20 protein-coding genes and 2 pseudogenes are annotated in these 15,541 nt (G+C 47.3%); 10 read left to right on the forward strand and 12 right to left on the reverse strand.

Going from position 1 to position 15,541, the window contains the following annotated elements:
- Positions 1–67 precede the first annotated feature (67 nt).
- Entirely contained in the window at positions 68–475 is a 408-nt protein-coding gene (gene cadR, locus J576_RS12080; RefSeq protein ID WP_025467722.1) for a Cd(II)/Pb(II)-responsive transcriptional regulator, read from the reverse strand.
- A 95-nt stretch (positions 476–570) separates the two neighbouring features.
- On the opposite strand from cadR, the gene J576_RS12085 reads away from it, so the two are divergent.
- The 3 genes and pseudogenes from J576_RS12085 to J576_RS20335 form a co-directional block, all read left to right on the forward strand.
- A complete protein-coding gene (locus J576_RS12085) occupies positions 571–1,467 on the forward strand; it encodes a cation efflux transmembrane domain-containing protein (RefSeq protein WP_033855606.1) in 897 nt (298 codons plus the stop codon).
- A 60-nt stretch (positions 1,468–1,527) separates the two neighbouring features.
- Complete coding sequence (gene lspA / locus J576_RS12090) at positions 1,528–1,983, forward strand: signal peptidase II (protein WP_228127330.1); 456 nt, start codon at positions 1,528–1,530, stop codon at positions 1,981–1,983.
- A 21-nt stretch (positions 1,984–2,004) separates the two neighbouring features.
- Positions 2,005–2,217, forward strand: a pseudogene (locus J576_RS20335) (transposase family protein); the annotation flags it as partial.
- A 32-nt stretch (positions 2,218–2,249) separates the two neighbouring features.
- On the opposite strand, the gene merR reads toward J576_RS20335, so the two are convergent.
- A complete protein-coding gene (gene merR, locus J576_RS12100; protein ID WP_025467725.1) occupies positions 2,250–2,684 on the reverse strand; it encodes a mercury resistance transcriptional regulator MerR in 435 nt (144 codons plus the stop codon).
- A 71-nt stretch (positions 2,685–2,755) separates the two neighbouring features.
- On the opposite strand from merR, the gene merT reads away from it, so the two are divergent.
- The 7 genes and pseudogenes from merT to J576_RS12130 all read left to right on the forward strand — a co-directional run.
- Positions 2,756–3,106 (forward strand): mercuric ion transporter MerT, encoded by a 351-nt coding sequence (gene merT / locus J576_RS12105; RefSeq protein ID WP_001294659.1) that lies wholly within the window; start codon positions 2,756–2,758, stop codon positions 3,104–3,106.
- Positions 3,107–3,119: 13 nt separating this feature from the next.
- The gene (gene merP, locus J576_RS19790; RefSeq protein WP_004178136.1) at positions 3,120–3,395 is read left to right on the forward strand and encodes a mercury resistance system periplasmic binding protein MerP; all 276 of its coding nucleotides are present in this window, start codon (positions 3,120–3,122) and stop codon (positions 3,393–3,395) included.
- A gap of 27 nt (positions 3,396–3,422) precedes the next feature.
- Positions 3,423–3,848, forward strand: coding sequence for an organomercurial transporter MerC (merC, locus tag J576_RS12115; RefSeq protein ID WP_000522996.1), 426 nt, complete (start codon positions 3,423–3,425; stop codon positions 3,846–3,848).
- A gap of 38 nt (positions 3,849–3,886) precedes the next feature.
- Positions 3,887–5,572, forward strand: a complete 1,686-nt coding sequence (gene merA / locus J576_RS12120) for a mercury(II) reductase (RefSeq protein WP_002048890.1) — start codon at positions 3,887–3,889, stop codon at positions 5,570–5,572.
- Between the two features lie 16 nt (positions 5,573–5,588).
- Positions 5,589–5,951 (forward strand): mercury resistance co-regulator MerD, encoded by a 363-nt coding sequence (merD, locus tag J576_RS12125; RefSeq protein WP_025467726.1) that lies wholly within the window; start codon positions 5,589–5,591, stop codon positions 5,949–5,951.
- On the forward strand, positions 5,948–6,031 hold the full coding sequence (locus tag J576_RS19795; RefSeq protein ID WP_425265850.1) for a hypothetical protein: 84 nt from the start codon (positions 5,948–5,950) through the stop codon (positions 6,029–6,031). Before merD ends, J576_RS19795 begins: the two co-directional genes overlap by 4 nt.
- Positions 6,028–6,603, forward strand: a pseudogene (locus tag J576_RS12130) (ISL3-like element ISPpu12 family transposase); the annotation flags it as partial. The gene J576_RS19795 and the pseudogene J576_RS12130, both read left to right, overlap by 4 nt.
- Here J576_RS12130 and J576_RS20640 read toward each other — a convergent pair.
- From J576_RS20640 to J576_RS12180, 10 genes are all read right to left on the reverse strand, one after another.
- Positions 6,572–6,766 (reverse strand): hypothetical protein, encoded by a 195-nt coding sequence (locus J576_RS20640; RefSeq protein WP_002048932.1) that lies wholly within the window; start codon positions 6,764–6,766, stop codon positions 6,572–6,574. The pseudogene J576_RS12130 and the gene J576_RS20640 sit on opposite strands and share 32 nt — an antisense overlap.
- A 101-nt stretch (positions 6,767–6,867) precedes the next feature.
- Positions 6,868–7,821: a thioredoxin-disulfide reductase gene (gene trxB, locus J576_RS12140; RefSeq protein WP_001172025.1), complete on the reverse strand. Its 954-nt coding sequence runs from the start codon at positions 7,819–7,821 to the stop codon at positions 6,868–6,870.
- A 17-nt stretch (positions 7,822–7,838) separates the two neighbouring features.
- Entirely contained in the window at positions 7,839–8,543 is a 705-nt protein-coding gene (gene arsH / locus J576_RS12145) for an arsenical resistance protein ArsH (protein ID WP_000174605.1), read from the reverse strand.
- A 5-nt stretch (positions 8,544–8,548) separates the two neighbouring features.
- Positions 8,549–9,592 (reverse strand): ACR3 family arsenite efflux transporter, encoded by a 1,044-nt coding sequence (gene arsB, locus J576_RS12150; protein ID WP_000068656.1) that lies wholly within the window; start codon positions 9,590–9,592, stop codon positions 8,549–8,551.
- A gap of 7 nt (positions 9,593–9,599) precedes the next feature.
- Positions 9,600–10,073 (reverse strand): arsenate reductase ArsC, encoded by a 474-nt coding sequence (locus J576_RS12155; RefSeq protein WP_004699737.1) that lies wholly within the window; start codon positions 10,071–10,073, stop codon positions 9,600–9,602.
- A gap of 6 nt (positions 10,074–10,079) precedes the next feature.
- Positions 10,080–10,400, reverse strand: a complete 321-nt coding sequence (locus tag J576_RS12160; RefSeq protein ID WP_000372102.1) for a metalloregulator ArsR/SmtB family transcription factor — start codon at positions 10,398–10,400, stop codon at positions 10,080–10,082.
- 57 nt (positions 10,401–10,457) lie between these two features.
- Positions 10,458–10,892: an arsenate reductase (glutaredoxin) gene (arsC, locus tag J576_RS12165; RefSeq protein WP_001275666.1), complete on the reverse strand. Its 435-nt coding sequence runs from the start codon at positions 10,890–10,892 to the stop codon at positions 10,458–10,460.
- 202 nt (positions 10,893–11,094) lie between these two features.
- On the reverse strand, positions 11,095–11,946 hold the full coding sequence (locus tag J576_RS12170; RefSeq protein WP_002048946.1) for a universal stress protein: 852 nt from the start codon (positions 11,944–11,946) through the stop codon (positions 11,095–11,097).
- Positions 11,947–11,960: 14 nt separating this feature from the next.
- On the reverse strand, positions 11,961–13,448 hold the full coding sequence (locus J576_RS12175; protein ID WP_000492599.1) for a SulP family inorganic anion transporter: 1,488 nt from the start codon (positions 13,446–13,448) through the stop codon (positions 11,961–11,963).
- A gap of 294 nt (positions 13,449–13,742) precedes the next feature.
- On the reverse strand, positions 13,743–15,539 hold the full coding sequence (locus J576_RS12180) for a hypothetical protein (RefSeq protein WP_002048912.1): 1,797 nt from the start codon (positions 15,537–15,539) through the stop codon (positions 13,743–13,745).
- Between the last annotated feature and the right edge of the window lie 2 nt (positions 15,540–15,541).

Here is a 15,541-nt window from a genome sequence, read left to right on the forward strand (position 1 = left end):
GATCTTACCTTTGCATGAGAGTGAGGCAAACCGGCATCTCATCGGATTATCTGGTTGGCACTCCAACCTACTGCTGATGCATGCTTCCCTCGCTAATTCCAGCAAGAACCCCACACGCCTTAACTTCCCGGTCATCGTTGCAACGCGCTCTTAGTGAAACGAGTTGTTTCTCAAGCGCCTGTAGAGCGGTTATCTGCGAGCGCACATGAGAGATGTGATCATCGAGCAAGGCATTGACAGCGGTACAGGACTGATGAGGGTCGTCCTGATAGCGCTTTAGTTCGTGAATTTCTGCCAGTGACAGATCCAGGATGCGGCAGCGACGAATAAAGGCCAGCCGCTCAACGTGTTTCTCGGTATAGACACGGTAACTGTTCTCCTGCCGACCAGGCGGCGGCAACAAGCCCTGCCGTTCGTAGAAGCGGATCGTCTGTGTATCTACCCCTACTGACTGTGCCAACTGACCAATACGCATCGGGTTCCTCCGCAACGGATTCTCTACGCTATTGACATTATAGCTACTATATAGTTTTAAATGAAAACCCGATCACATTCAAGTGGAGTCATATCATGAGCAAAAACTGCGGAGGCCCCTGTGGCGACGATGTAAAGCCCGCGGCGGATACCGATATGCAGGCCTCCTCCGACGCGTCGGGGGAATGGGTCAGCGTTTATGCCGTGCCGAAGATGGACTGCCCATCAGAAGAGCGCATGATTCGCCTGGCCCTGAACGGCGTTGAGGGGATTCGGGCGCTGTCCTTCGACTTGTCGAACCGCCGGTTGAAGGTCGTGCATGACGGCGCGGTCGAGCCCGTCACCGCGAAACTGAAGACCTTGGGGCTAGGTGCCTCGCTTCAGGAAAGCGTCGCTGCCGACCCCGAGACCATCAAGGGCGCCGAGTTCTCGGCAGCCTCTGCTAAGCAAGAATCCGGGGCCCTGCGCTGGTTGCTCGGCATCAATGCAGTCCTGTTCGTGGTGGAAATGACAGCCGGCCTGATCGCCCAGTCTACCGGCCTGATTGGAGAATCCCTGGACAATTTTGCCGATGCGGCCGTGTACGGGCTCGCCCTTTATGCGGTTGGCCACAGCGTGAAAATGCAGGTACGTGCCGCGCATCTTGCGGGTGTGCTGCAACTGATATTGGCTGTTGGCGTACTCATAGAGGGGGTGAGACGCTTTGTATTCGGTAGTGAGCCTGAATCGCTGGTGATGATGGCTATCGCATTCGTCGCGTTGATTGCCAATACCAGTTGTCTGCTGCTGATAGCCAAACACCGGGAGGGCGGAGCGCACATGAAGGCAAGCTGGATATTCTCGGCCAACGACGTGGTGATCAACCTGGGGGTCATCACCGCCGGCGCTCTGGTCGCGTGGACCGGGTCCAATTATCCGGATCTGATTATCGGCACCATCGCGGGGGTAATTGTACTTAACGGTGCTAGACGCATTCTGGCGCTCAAGGATTAAGCAATGTCCATTTTTGGCAAACATCTGTCACCGTACGCTCTGTTGTCCATATCGGGCCTGCTGGCAGCGTCTGATCAGGCCGTAAAATGGCTGGTGCAACAATCAATGGCATATGGCGAGTCTATTTCAGTGACCTCATTCTTTAACTGGGTACACGTATGGAATACCGGTGCCGCATTCAGTCTTTTTGCGAATGGTGGAGGCTGGCAGCGCTACTTTTTTATCGGAATCGCGGTAGTGGTCTCGATTTTTCTGATCAAGCTGATCCTTGAAAATCGTCATAAAGGAGAAGCCATCGCTTACAGTCTTATCCTCGGTGGCGCCATGGGCAACCTGATTGACCGGGTCTTTCGCGGCTATGTTGTGGATTCCTTTGATTTCTATTGGCGAGACTGGCATTGGCCGGCCTTCAACCTGGCTGATATTGCAATTGTCCTCGGTGCCTTACTTTTAGTTTCCAGCAGCTTGTTGGGTAAAAAAGCAAACACCAATGCCGAGTCGGATGGATCTGACTGACACCTACGCCTATACAACACCATGACCGAACTTCCCGACAACATCCTTGCCCTGCCGCAATACCAAGTACTGGGCTGCAAATCAACCGACGACGAAATGCACTTCGAGGTGGACGTGCCCGATCCCATCGCCTGCGAGGAATGCGGCGTGCAGGGTGAGTTCGTACGGTTCGGCAAGCGTGACGTTCCCTATCGTGATCTGCCCATCCACGGCAAGCGGGTCACTCTCTGGGTGGGGGCACCTCAGAAATCGGAAAATAAAGCACGCTAAGGCATAGCTGACCTTGCCAGGCCTGCTTCGCCCTGTAGTGACGCAATCAGCGGGCAGGAAACGTTCCCTTTCCGCGCATGGCAGGCGCACATCAGTTCAGACAGCACGGCCTCCATGCGTGCCAAGTCGGCCATCTTCTCGCGCACATCCTTGAGCTTGTGCTCGGCCAGGCCGCTGGCTTCCTCGCAATGGGTGCCATCCTCCAGCCGCAGTAGCTCGGCGATTTCGTCCAGGCTAAAGCCCAGCCGCTGGGCCGATTTCACGAACCGCACTCGTGTTACATCCGCCTCGCCATAGCGGCGAATGCTGCCATAGGGCTTGTCTGGCTCCGGCAGCAGGCCCTTGCGCTGGTAGAACCGGATGGTCTCCACATTGACCCCGGCCGCCTTGGCAAAAACGCCAATGGTCAGATTCTCAAAATTAATTTGCATATCGCTTGACTCCGTACATAACTACGGAAGTAAGCTTAAGCTATCCAAACCAAATTTGAAAGGACAAGCGTATGTCTGAACCACAAAACGGGCGCGGCGCGCTCTTCGCCGGTGGGCTGGCCGCCATTCTTGCGTCGGCCTGCTGCCTGGGGCCGCTGGTTTTGATCGCCTTGGGGTTCAGCGGGGCATGGATCGGCAACCTGACGGTATTGGAGCCGTATCGGCCGATCTTCATCGGCGCGGCGCTGGTTGCACTGTTCTTTGCCTGGCGGCGCATCGTCCGACCGACCGCAGCCTGCAAGCCGGGCGAGGTGTGCGCGATTCCGCAAGTGCGCACCACCTACAAGCTCATTTTCTGGTTCGTCGCCGTGTTGGTCTTGGTCGCGCTTGGTTTTCCCTACGTCATGCCATTTTTCTACTAATCAGGAGTTCATCATGAAAAAGCTGTTTGCCTCCCTCGCTCTCGCCGCTTTCGTTGCCCCCGTGTTCGCCGCCACTCAGACCGTAACGCTGTCCGTGCCTGGCATGACCTGCGCCTCTTGCCCGATCACTGTCAAGCACGCGCTTTCCAAGGTTGAGGGCGTGAGCAAGACCGACGTAAGTTTCGACAAGCGCCAGGCCGTCGTCACCTTCGACGATGCCAAGACCAACGTCCAGAAGTTGACCAAGGCGACCGAGGACGCGGGCTATCCGTCCAGCCTCAAACGCTGATCCGTTAACCGAACTCGGGAGCGACACATGGGACTCATCACGCGCATCGCTGGCAAAACCGGCGCGCTCGGCAGCGTCGTTTCCGCGATGGGCTGCGCCGCCTGTTTTCCTGCCATCGCCAGCTTTGGCGCGGCCATCGGACTGGGCTTCTTGAGCCAGTACGAGGGGCTATTCATTGGCATCCTGCTGCCGATGTTCGCCGGCATCGCGTTACTCGCCAATGCTATCGCTTGGCTCAATCATCGACAGTGGCGACGCACGGCGCTCGGCACGATAGGCCCGATCTTGGTGCTGGCAGCGGTGTTTTTAATGCGGGCTTACGGCTGGCAGAGCGGTGGACTGCTCTATGTCGGCCTGGCCTTGATGGTTGGGGTGTCGGTCTGGGATTTCATCTCGCCAGCACATCGCCGCTGCGGGCCGGACAGCTGTGAATTGCCAGAACAACGTGGCTGACGGCAACAGCCGTAGCCACCACAGAAAAGGAAAAATACATGACCACCCTGAAAATCACCGGGATGACCTGCGACTCGTGCGCGGCTCACGTCAAGGAAGCCTTGGAGAAAGTGCCCGGCGTGCAATCGGCGCTGGTGTCCTATCCGAAGGGCACAGCGCAACTCGCCATTGAGGCGGGCACGTCATCGGATGCGCTGACTACCGCCGTGGCCGGACTGGGCTACGAGGCAACGCTTGCCGATGCGCCACCGACGGACAACCGCGCCGGCCTGCTCGACAAGATGCGCGGCTGGATAGGGGCCGCTGATAAGCCCAGTGGCAACGAACGCCCGTTGCAGGTCGTCGTCATTGGTAGCGGTGGCGCGGCAATGGCGGCAGCACTGAAGGCCGTCGAGCAAGGCGCGCAGGTCACGCTGATCGAGCGCGGCACCATCGGCGGCACCTGCGTCAATGTCGGCTGTGTGCCGTCCAAGATCATGATCCGCGCCGCCCACATCGCCCATCTGCGCCGGGAAAGCCCGTTCGATGGCGGTATTGCGGCAACTGTGCCTACGATTGACCGCAGTAAGCAGCAGGCCCAGCAGCAGGCCCGCGTCGACGAACTGCGGCACGCCAAGTACGAAGGCATCCTGGGCGGTAATCCGGCCATCACCGTTGTGCACGGTGAGGCGCGCTTCAAGGACGACCAGAGCCTTACCGTCCGTTTGAACGAGGGTGGCGAGCGCGTCGTGATGTTCGACCGCTGCCTGGTCGCCACGGGTGCCAGCCCGGCGGTCCCGCCGATTCCGGGCTTGAAAGAGTCACCCTACTGGACTTCCACCGAGGCCCTGGCGAGCGACACCATTCCCGAACGCCTTGCCGTAATCGGCTCGTCGGTGGTGGCGCTGGAGCTGGCGCAAGCCTTTGCCCGGCTGGGCAGCAAGGTCACGGTCCTGGCGCGCAATACCTTGTTCTTCCGTGAAGACCCGGCCATCGGCGAGGCGGTGACAGCCGCTTTCCGTGCCGAGGGCATCGAGGTGCTGGAGCACACGCAAGCCAGCCAGGTCGCCCATGTGAACGGCGAATTCGTGCTGACCACCGGACACGGTGAATTGCGCGCTGACAAGTTGCTGGTTGCCACCGGTCGGGCACCGAATACGCGCAGCCTCGCGCTGGACGCGGCGGGGGTCACTGTCAATGCGCAAGGGGCCATCGTTATCGACCAAGGCATGCGCACGAGCAACCCGAACATCTACGCGGCCGGCGACTGCACCGACCAGCCGCAGTTCGTCTACGTGGCAGCGGCCGCCGGCACCCGTGCCGCGATCAACATGACCGGCGGCGACGCAGCCCTCAATCTGACCGCGATGCCGGCAGTGGTGTTCACCGACCCGCAAGTTGCCATCGTGGGCTACAGCGAGGCGGAAGCGCACCACGATGGCATCGAGACCGACAGTCGCACGCTGACACTCGACAACGTTCCGCGAGCGCTTGCCAACTTCGACACACGCGGCTTCATCAAGCTGGTCATCGAGGAAGGTAGCGGACGGCTCATCGGCGTGCAGGCGGTGGCCCCGGAAGCGGGCGAACTGATCCAGACGGCGGTGCTCGCCATCCGCAACCGCATGACGGTGCAGGAACTGGCTGACCAGTTGTTCCCCTACCTGACAATGGTCGAGGGGTTGAAGCTTGCGGCGCAGACCTTCAACAAGGACGTGAAGCAGCTTTCCTGCTGCGCTGGATAAAAAAAGGAGGTTTTCAATGAGCGCCTACACCGTGTCCCGGCTGGCCCTTGATGCCGGGGTGAGCGTGCATATCGTGCGCGACTACCTGCTGCGCGGATTGCTGCGTCCGGTGGCGTGCACCCCGGGCGGCTATGGCCTGTTCGATGATGCCGCCTTGCAACGGCTGTGCTTCGTGCGGGCGGCCTTCGAGGCGGGCATCGGCCTGGACGCGCTGGCGCGGCTGTGCCGGGCGCTGGATGCTGCGGACGGCGATGAAGCGGCCGCGCAGCTTGCCGTTCTGCGCCAGTTCGTCGAGCGTCGGCGCGAAGCGTTGGCCCATCTGGACGCGCAACTGGCCTCCATGCCAGCCGAGCGGGCGCACGAGGAGGCATTGCCGTGAACGCCCCTGACAAACTGCCGCCCGAGACGCGCCAACCCGTTTCCGGCTACCTGTGGGGTGCGCTGGCCGTGTTGACCTAGAGAGAGTGCGCAAGGGCCTCAGAAAGGAGCTGAAACCGTCCCAGAGCCGGACTCTCAAGGGAGACCGGAAAATCCTGCTGAAACGCGCTCACGAAGTCTCAGACCGGGAGCGCCTCATCATGGAGACCTGGACAGGCGCGTTCCCGCAACTGCTGGCCGCCTACGAGCACAAGGAGCGCTTCTACGGCATCTGGGACGCCACCACACGGCTCCAGGCAGAAGCCGCCCTGGACGAGTGGATAGCCACCATCCCGAAGGGCCAAAAGGAAGTCTGGAGCGATCTGGTCAGGGCAGTGGGAAACTGGCGCGAAGAGACCATGACCTACTTCGAGACGGACATGCCCGTCACCAACGCTTACACGGAGTCCATCAACCGACTGGCCAAGGACAAGAACCGTGAAGGGCGCGGTTACTCCTTCGAGGTGATGCGGGCACGAATGCTCTACACCACGAAGCACAAGAAGAAGGCACCGACTGCGAAGGTCTCTCCTTTCTACAAGAAAACCATCGGTTACGGACTGCCGGACTTCGCAGAGGAACTCAACTACGGAGTCGATCTATCAACCATCTGAGGGTGGTATCAGATTGATGGGGTGAAGGTGCCCCATCAACCATTAAATCCGTATACCCAATAACAAATGGAATTTTCTTACGTTTGAGAAAATAAGCTGTGGCAAGGGCTGCCTGACCACCACCAATAATGACTACATCGACTTCAGCTTGTAATTGAGTCAAAGCTTCTCTCCTATTCTTTATTGTCATAATCAAAATAACACCCAGTCTGCTCAACAGGCTGGGCGAATTTTATACAATTTTCAAGCGTTTAAATGAGCCTTTCAATTACTCAATTGATCAAGATACTTTTCAGCATCTAAAGCAGCCATACAGCCTGAGCCTGCCGAGGTAATTGCTTGACGATAAATGCTATCAGCAACGTCACCCGCAGCAAATACACCTGCCACAGAGGTTGCTGTTGCATTTCCAGAAGTGCCACTTTGTACTTGAATGTAGCCATCACGTAGGTTAAGTTGACCGTCAAACATGCCTGTATTCGGTTTGTGACCAATAGCAACAAATAAGCCCTGAACTTCAACATCTTGTGTGCTTCCGTCCGAAGTTGACTTCAAGCGAACTGAAGTAACACCAGTGTTGTCACCTAAAACCTCATCAACTTGATTGTTCCAAAGAATACTAATTTTGCCTTCTTTTTCTTTGGCAAAAAGATGATCTTGTAGAATTTTCTCTGAACGCAAACTGTCTCTACGATGAACTAAGGTGACATGTTCAGCAATATTAGAAAGATAAAGCGCTTCTTCAACTGCGGTGTTACCACCACCTACGACCATAACTTTTTGGTTCTTATAGAAGAAACCATCACAAGTCGCACAAGCACTGACACCTTGACCCATGAATTTAGCTTCAGATTCAAGACCTAAGTATTGTGCAGTCGCACCTGTAGCAATAATCAGTGCATCACAAGTGAATTCTTCCATGTCACCTTTAAGCAAAAATGGACGGACACTTAAATCAACTTCATTAATGTGGTCATACACAATCTCTGTACCAAAGCGTTCAGCATGGGCTTGCATTCGTTCCATAAGTACAGGACCAGTTAAACCTTCTGGGTCGCCCGGCCAGTTATCTACCTCAGTGGTCGTTGTTAATTGACCACCAAGTTGTAACCCCGCAATCAATGTAGGTTTTAAGTTTGCGCGTGCTGCATATACAGCAGCACTATAACCCGCAGGTCCTGAACCTAAGATTACTAATTTAGAATGTCTCTTTTGCATTTCTGATTACCTAAAGTTTATAAGCTACGTTGATTGACACGCTTAGATAATTCTTCTGCCGACTCTTTTCTCTCTGAATAACGATCTGTGAGATACTGACTTTGCCCACGCGTCAATAGCGTGAATTTATACAGCTCTTCCATCACATCGACAATTCGATCATAGAAGGATGAAGGTTTCATCCTGCCATCTTCTTCAAATTCTAAAAAAGCTTTTGGGATAGATGATTGGTTCGGGATAGTGATCATGCGCATCCAACGGCCGAGAATACGCATCTGGTTTAAACTGTTAAAGGACTGCGAACCGCCACTCACCTGCATCAAGGCTAAAGTCTTGCCTTGCGTTGCACGAATTGCACCACCTGCTAATGGTATCCAATCAATTTGTGATTTAAAAATCGAACTCATTGAGCCATGACGTTCAGGTGAGCACCACACCATTCCTTCAGCCCAAGCGAGTAAATCATGCAACTCTTTCACCTTTGGATGTTCTGTGTCTGCATCTTCGGGTAAGGGTAGGCCTTTTGGATGAAAGATTTTTACTTCAGCGCCAAACTGCTCCAAAATACGTCCTGCTTCCATTACCGCCAATCGGCTGTATGAGCGCTCACGGTTTGAACCATACAACAGCAAAATACGCGGTGGATGATCCAGCTCTTTAGCTTGTACTTTTTCTAAAGTAGGTTGATCGAGAAGATTCATATCTACATTTGGGAGAGTCATAGAAATTACACCTCTGCTTTAAAAAACTTTTTTCTAAGCCACAAAGACACGCTAACTAAAGCAATCAATACTGGCACTTCAACCAATGGTCCGATTACCGTAGTAAACGCCACAGGTGAAGCTAAACCAAAAGTTGCAATCGCTACAGCCAGTGCCAACTCAAAGTTATTCCCAGCAGCAGTAAACGAAATTGCTGTTGTTTTAGGGTAGTCATTCCCCATCCATTTGCTCATAAAGAAGCTAATGAAGAACATCACGATAAAGTAAATCGTCAATGGAATGGCAATACGCAAGACATCTAATGGCAAGCTCACAACATCGTTCCCTTTGAGACTAAACATCGCCACAATCGTGAACAATAAAGCCAACAAACTCAGTGGACTGATCTTAGGTAAAAAGACATTTTGATACCAATCAAGACCTTTCGCTTTCACTAGAGTGAATCGTGTAATAAAGCCAAGGAAAAATGGAATTCCCAAATACACTAATACTGCATGAGTAATCGTCCAGAAATCGACATTGATCACTTGCCCTGCAACACCAAAATATGGTGGTAAAAAAGTCAGAAATAACCAAGCATAGGTACTAAAAAACAGAATCTGGAAAATACTATTGAATGCCACCAATGCAGCTACATATTGGTTATCACCACAGGCTAAACCATTCCACACCAAAACCATCGCAATACAGCGAGCTAAACCGATCAAGATCAAGCCTGTCATGTACTCTGGATAGCTATGCAAAAAAATAATGGCTAATGCAAACATCAGTACTGGTGCAATCACCCAGTTCTGTACCAAAGACAAAGTTAAAGTTTTTTTGTCTTTAAACACTTGTGGTAGGGCTGCATAATCCACTTTGGCTAACGGTGGATACATCATCAAAATCAAACCAATCGCAATTGGAATATTGACGGAATCCACACTCATTTTATCCAAAGCGACGGAGGCTTGCGGAAAGAACACACCTATCGCAATCCCCAATGCCATGGCGATAAAAATCCATAGCGTGAGGTTACGATCTAGAAAGGATAATCTTTGTTGAGCCATGATGTTCTCATTCAATATGCGAAATTTGATTGATTGCTGCAATCAAATCTGGGCGAGACATATGAGTAGTATCTAGTGCCAATAAAGCATCTAAGCGGCGGTTGATATGATCAACAGTAACTTGAAATGCTTTTAATTTTTCTTCTTTCGGCAAATCTAAATGTGAAGGATCAGCCAAGCCCCAATGGGCCTTGATCGCTCCCCCCAAATAAAGTGGACACGCTTCCTGAGCTGCTGAATCGCAAACAGTAATCACCACGTCAGGTTGATATTGTTCACAGTCATCAATGGTTTTGCTCCACAAACCATCTGTTGAGAGACCAAGATTTTCTAAAGTTTCTATGGTCAATGGATGTACTTGCCCTGATGGCTTACTACCTGCACTGTATGCTTTCCAACCCTCTGGGGCACGACTATTAAACAGCACTTCTGATAGGATGCTACGGCAACTATTTCCAGTACACAAAAAAAGGAATTTCATATTTTTCTACTCACAATAACTATTGATTTGTTGAAATGAAGGAGCAACTTTTGGCTGTAAATCGGAATTTTTGACGGTATTTAAGACTTCTATACACCAAGTGGGTAAATTAGGATTGAGACTGTAATAGACCCATTGTCCTTGGCGTCGATCTTGTAAAAGACCAGAAGAACGCAGTAAGGCTAAATGCCGTGAAATCTTGGGTTGGCTCAACTCTAGTTTTTCAGTCAAATCACAGACACACTGCTCATTATTCCCAAGAACCAACATGACGATGTTGAATCGCGTTTCATCAGCCAAACATTTAAAGAAATTGATTTGATCCATATTTTCACTCACTCAAACATATGGATATATTAATATTCACATATATCCATGAAGTTTTTATTTTAATCGTTGCCCATTTGCATCAATCACTTGTTCACCATCTTCTTTAGTGAAAGCACCCTTTTGTGGGAGTGGCAGAATTTCTAAAACCAGTTCTGATGGGCGACTTAAACGAGTTCCTAGTTCAGTCACCACGAATGGGCGGTTAATCAAAATTGGATACTGAAGCATAAAGTTAAGCAATTGATCTTCAGTCCAATCCTCTTGATCAATTCCTAAATCTGTATATGGAGCAACATTTTTACGAATCGCTTCTCTCACCGTTAAACCTGCATCCGCGATCATTTGAATCAGTTCATTTTTAGATGGAGGTGTTACAAGGTACTCAATCACTTCAGGTTCAATATTGGTATTACGAATTAATGCCAATGTATTACGTGATGTACCACATTCAGGGTTGTGATAAATCTTAACTTTTGGATTAGCAGACATTTGCTCAAACTCAATTAAATTCACAAATATATTTATATACGAATAAACATATATATGCAAATACATATATTAAATTTTGTAAAATCTTTCCTCAGTATTATTACATCCATGATGTCTTCTCATTTTTCTGACTGTAGTTCTATTTTCCACTTCTAACTTAATAAATATAAAGGGATAGACCAAAATCTACCCCCTAATAAAATTATCGTAGTAACAGGACTGGTTTATTAGTGCTTGTGATCACTTTTGTTGTGGTACTGCCAATAAAAAATTGGCGTATCTTGGAATGACCATAAGCCCCAACCACAATCAAATCGATTTGATGCTGTTCAGCGTAATTGATAATTGCCTTATCAACTTCACCATCCAACGTATTCGAGGTGATATTAAAACCTTGTGATTCAAGTTGCTCTTTTGCCCAAGAGAGCTGATTTTGCATTTCAATATTCGGATTTCCGACATAAACCAAATGTACTGCAAGACCTTTAAGTAATGGACTTGACGCAATGCGTTCAACACATTTTCTTGCAGTTGGACTACCATCAAAAGCCACTAAAAATGAAAGTGGCTTTTGGAATGGAAAGGATGCAATCAATACGGGTTTATGAATAGCACGTACTATACTTTCGATCTGCGACCCAATTTTATCAGAACGGTATTCTGTCTGAGTGCCGTGTTTCCCCATAATCAACACACGAATATCTTCTTCTAATCCAACAACGGTTTCCAATAAACTGCCATGTCTTTGGAAACTATGAGCATCCAGACTGAATTTTTCGAGTACATATTTTTTTGCTTCTCTTAGCAAAACTTTTCCATGCTCAAGTTCAATCTTGCCTTTACGTTCTTCAAGCTCAACCAACTCTTGCAATAGTGTTTCACGGCTACCTAAGCCAATTGCGCCACTCAAATCTTGAGGTGCTTGAGCTTTGGGTGTATCGATTACGTGTAACAGTTCAAGAGGTGCGTTAAGTTTTTGACTCAACCAAGCTGCATAATCACATACGGTATTTGTACCGAGTGAGCCATCTATACATGCAATTATTTTTGACATTGTTCTAACTCCTTTTAGTGATTACTCAAGCGATCTAATGCATCTGGTTTATCGTGAATACCAAATTTTTCAACCATTGTTTGACTTGCTTCATTCATACCGATTAATTCAACTTCAGTACCTTCACGTTTAAACTTAATGACAACTTTATCAACGGCTGCTACGGCTGAAACATCCCAAAAATGTGCTTGGCTTACATCAATCACGACTTTTGAAATCGCTTCTTTAAAATCAAAAGCTGCTGTAAATTTATCGGCAGAGCTGAAGAAGACTTGTCCCTTAACAATGTAAGTTCTCGTATTTTCAGCATCATCCAATACAGATTGAACTGCCATATATCGTTCAATTTTGTTGGCAAAAAATAGAGCTGAAAGTAATACACCAATCAAGACACCGTAAGCTAAGTTATGTGTCGCAACTACGACAACTACTGTAGCAATCATCACGATATTACTTGAGAGGGGATACTGACGAATATTTCTGAGTGAATCCCAGTTGAATGTTCCAATCGATACCATGATCATCACAGCAACTAAAGCAGCCATAGGAATGACTTTTAACCAATCACTGATAAAAACCACCATGATCAGTAAGAATATTCCTGCACAAAAAGTTGATAATCGGGTACGACCACCAGATTTTACATTGATAATCGATTGTCCAATCATGGCGCAACCAGCCATACCACCCATAAATCCTGAAGCAATATTGGCAACCCCTTGACCTTTACATTCACGATTTTTATCACTCGATGTATCAGTTAAATCATCAACAATCGTTGCTGTCATCATTGATTCAAGTAAACCAACAGCCGCTAAAGCTGCTGCATATGGAAAAATAATAGTTAAGGTTTCAAGGTTTAATGGAATATCAGGTAGTAAAAACACTGGAAGTGTGTCTGGCAATTGCCCCATATCTCCCACAGTACGAATGTCTAATCCCAATGTAATTGCTGCAATGGTTAAGACTACGATGGTCACTAAAGGTGAAGGGATTAAGGAGCCGATTTTAGGTATTAATGGAAATAAATAAATGATACCCAAACCAACGGCAGTCATTGCATATACATGCCAAGTTACATTGGTTAATTCGGGTAGTTGAGCCATGAAAATGAGAATTGCAAGCGCATTCACAAATCCAATTACCACAGATTTAGACACAAATCGCATCAAAGCGCCTAATTTTAGGAAGCCTGCGACAATTTGAATGACACCAGTCAGAATTGTCGCTGCTAGCAAATATTCAAGTCCGTGCTCTTTGACGAGTGTCACCATGAGCAAAGCCATCGCACCTGTTGCTGCGGAAATCATTCCTGGTCTTCCACCCACAAATGAGATCACGACTGCAATACAGAATGAAGCATATAGCCCGACTTTGGGATCGACACCTGCAATAATAGAAAAAGCAATTGCCTCTGGAATGAGTGCTAAAGCAACGACAATACCCGAAAGTACATCACCACGGATATTCGAGAACCATTGCTCTCGTACATTGGAAAACATAAAAATAGCCTATTTATATAGTTTTAGATAAAGGCTAGTGATGTGATATATACAACACACAAGCGACTACACCACATCACTAGACAGTGATGAGTTATTTACAAAAAGATGGGTAAATAAACTAGGGTGGAGTCAAAAGCATAAGTGTGTGAATACGAATAGAAATTTAAATTGAATTGTTAGTATAGGTGAACTGAACTAAAATTTCACTCTTTTCTATTTCGCAAATTTATAGAAAACATGAAATATCAAGTAATTTCACACACATATGATTGTATAAAAAATATTCTTTAATTAGGATTTGTCCTTCTGTAAGCTTATGAATAAATTTTTAAAGCGATTTTTCCATTCATCAGGTGTTGCGTATAAATGTTTTATTGCGATCATTTTATGAATGAAATTATCACAGTAGAGTGCCCATTTTTTTATTCCCTTGGCATTTTCTAGTTCAATACAGATTTTTTTAATTTGTTCGCTTGTCAACTTATTCTGAGTAAAAATAAGAAAGGCACAAAATGCTTCATGATTTTTATTTTTATGTATATCGATGAGATAGGAAAATCTATTTTGATCTTTTAAGTCTAATTTTAAGAACAATAATTTTCGCCCTTTATCATAATCAATCCATGAGGGATGCTTGGGTTCAGGCACAAGTTTTTTGATTTGAAGCAAATTAATACTCGCTATCATTTCACCATGTTCATTAATTGCAGACAGATGTTCTAGAGGAGAGTCCATTTCTGAGGCAAGTTCTTGGAGAGATTGAATAATATATTGAATATCAAAGCGCTCATCTCTGCTAGGTGGTGTATCTGTCGTTTCAGATTTTTTGATCTTAGTATTTTGATTACCATAAGGTTCATCAGATGATGTTTCAACCTCTTCTGATTTATCTGAATAAGGTTGATTAGGTGCTCCGACTTCAATTGGATCATTGATTGGTTCATAAAAAGAATACTTCAGAATACCTTGTGTATTTCCAGTTTCCACCTCAGAACGCTTACGATATTCACCGCTTGTTCTTGATGGTGGTTTTTGCGTATTGATGTGCTCATTCTTATTTTGACTTTTTTCACGAGGTCGAGGGTTTTTCTCATCAGGCTTTGAAATAGTATTGGTTAGGTCTTTGTTGACATCAATCATGTGATCGTTAATAGGATCAAATTTTTTCACTCTAGTGATAAAAAAACGAGTCTTATTGTCATCTAGCCAAATTCCTTCTGCTTCAAGGAAAAGCTTTGTGGGATGTGGCGGAAACACAATGGGATACCTTTTGCCTGCACCCTGCTGAAGATGATTAAACTCGGTAATTTCCATACTTCGTTGAATTTTATCAACTATCGTCTGCACATATGGGTTTAAGGCAAGATTAGCAAGAAAAATAATTGCAGTCTCGCCTATATCTTCATATGGTTTTCTGATTTTAATTTTATATTCAACATTATCGTCCACAATTTCTGTTGTATAAGATTCTAAAAAACGATTAATGATGGATTGGCTCGAAGTTCCTAATAAAAGTCCCCTAATATCCTTCCGATTGACGAATAAGCTATGCAAAATATGAATTGATGATGTGATGACTTGAGTTCCATCATTGGAATGCATTAAGCAGTGATTCACTTTACGATATGAATCATTGGTGTATTTAGTGAATGGATAGCCTTGTAGAACATAATCAATTTTATTGGGGAGAAAATAGTTTTTTAATGGAATGTAGTACTCTGACGTATTGGGGATTCTGTCCGTAAGTTTTATGTTCTTAGGTTTATTATTGGAGAAGTCAAAAGAAAATCGTTTTGTGATAAGTTTTCCTGAAAATCTATAGGATTGATCGGTTAAAATATTTCCATCCCAAATACTGCCATGTTGAACAGCATCAAGATCAAGAACTGGAACAAGGAATGTTGAGCACTTATCTAAAAACAACCATTGATCACTTTTTCTAATCTCAATTAATAACACTTCAACAAAAGGATTAGTTGAATCGTTATCTTCGTTTCTAACAAGTCCGCCATATCTATAAACCACTCGACTAATATTATCGTTTGGGAAGCAATCAATAGTCGTTATTTTGTCATTATTAACAGGCATAT

This window comes from Acinetobacter sp. 766875, assembly GCF_000582055.1.
Classification (GTDB): domain Bacteria; phylum Pseudomonadota; class Gammaproteobacteria; order Pseudomonadales; family Moraxellaceae; genus Acinetobacter; species Acinetobacter nosocomialis.

What these genes read in the sequence shown, in the direction of transcription:
- cadR (WP_025467722.1), bottom strand. Translation starts at nt 475, where the DNA reads ATGCGTATTGGTCAGTTGGCACAGTCAGTAGGGGTAGATACACAGACG.
- J576_RS12085 (WP_033855606.1), top strand. Translation starts at nt 571, where the DNA reads ATGAGCAAAAACTGCGGAGGCCCCTGTGGCGACGATGTAAAGCCCGCG.
- merR (WP_025467725.1), bottom strand. Translation starts at nt 2,684, where the DNA reads ATGCAAATTAATTTTGAGAATCTGACCATTGGCGTTTTTGCCAAGGCG.
- merT (WP_001294659.1), top strand. Translation starts at nt 2,756, where the DNA reads ATGTCTGAACCACAAAACGGGCGCGGCGCGCTCTTCGCCGGTGGGCTG.
- merP (WP_004178136.1), top strand. Translation starts at nt 3,120, where the DNA reads ATGAAAAAGCTGTTTGCCTCCCTCGCTCTCGCCGCTTTCGTTGCCCCC.
- merC (WP_000522996.1), top strand. Translation starts at nt 3,423, where the DNA reads ATGGGACTCATCACGCGCATCGCTGGCAAAACCGGCGCGCTCGGCAGC.
- merA (WP_002048890.1), top strand. Translation starts at nt 3,887, where the DNA reads ATGACCACCCTGAAAATCACCGGGATGACCTGCGACTCGTGCGCGGCT.
- merD (WP_025467726.1), top strand. Translation starts at nt 5,589, where the DNA reads ATGAGCGCCTACACCGTGTCCCGGCTGGCCCTTGATGCCGGGGTGAGC.
- trxB (WP_001172025.1), bottom strand. Translation starts at nt 7,821, where the DNA reads ATGCAAAAGAGACATTCTAAATTAGTAATCTTAGGTTCAGGACCTGCG.
- arsH (WP_000174605.1), bottom strand. Translation starts at nt 8,543, where the DNA reads ATGACTCTCCCAAATGTAGATATGAATCTTCTCGATCAACCTACTTTA.
- arsB (WP_000068656.1), bottom strand. Translation starts at nt 9,592, where the DNA reads ATGGCTCAACAAAGATTATCCTTTCTAGATCGTAACCTCACGCTATGG.
- J576_RS12155 (WP_004699737.1), bottom strand. Translation starts at nt 10,073, where the DNA reads ATGAAATTCCTTTTTTTGTGTACTGGAAATAGTTGCCGTAGCATCCTA.
- J576_RS12160 (WP_000372102.1), bottom strand. Translation starts at nt 10,400, where the DNA reads ATGGATCAAATCAATTTCTTTAAATGTTTGGCTGATGAAACGCGATTC.
- arsC (WP_001275666.1), bottom strand. Translation starts at nt 10,892, where the DNA reads ATGTCTGCTAATCCAAAAGTTAAGATTTATCACAACCCTGAATGTGGT.
- J576_RS12170 (WP_002048946.1), bottom strand. Translation starts at nt 11,946, where the DNA reads ATGTCAAAAATAATTGCATGTATAGATGGCTCACTCGGTACAAATACC.
- J576_RS12175 (WP_000492599.1), bottom strand. Translation starts at nt 13,448, where the DNA reads ATGTTTTCCAATGTACGAGAGCAATGGTTCTCGAATATCCGTGGTGAT.
- J576_RS12180 (WP_002048912.1), bottom strand. Translation starts at nt 15,539, where the DNA reads ATGCCTGTTAATAATGACAAAATAACGACTATTGATTGCTTCCCAAAC.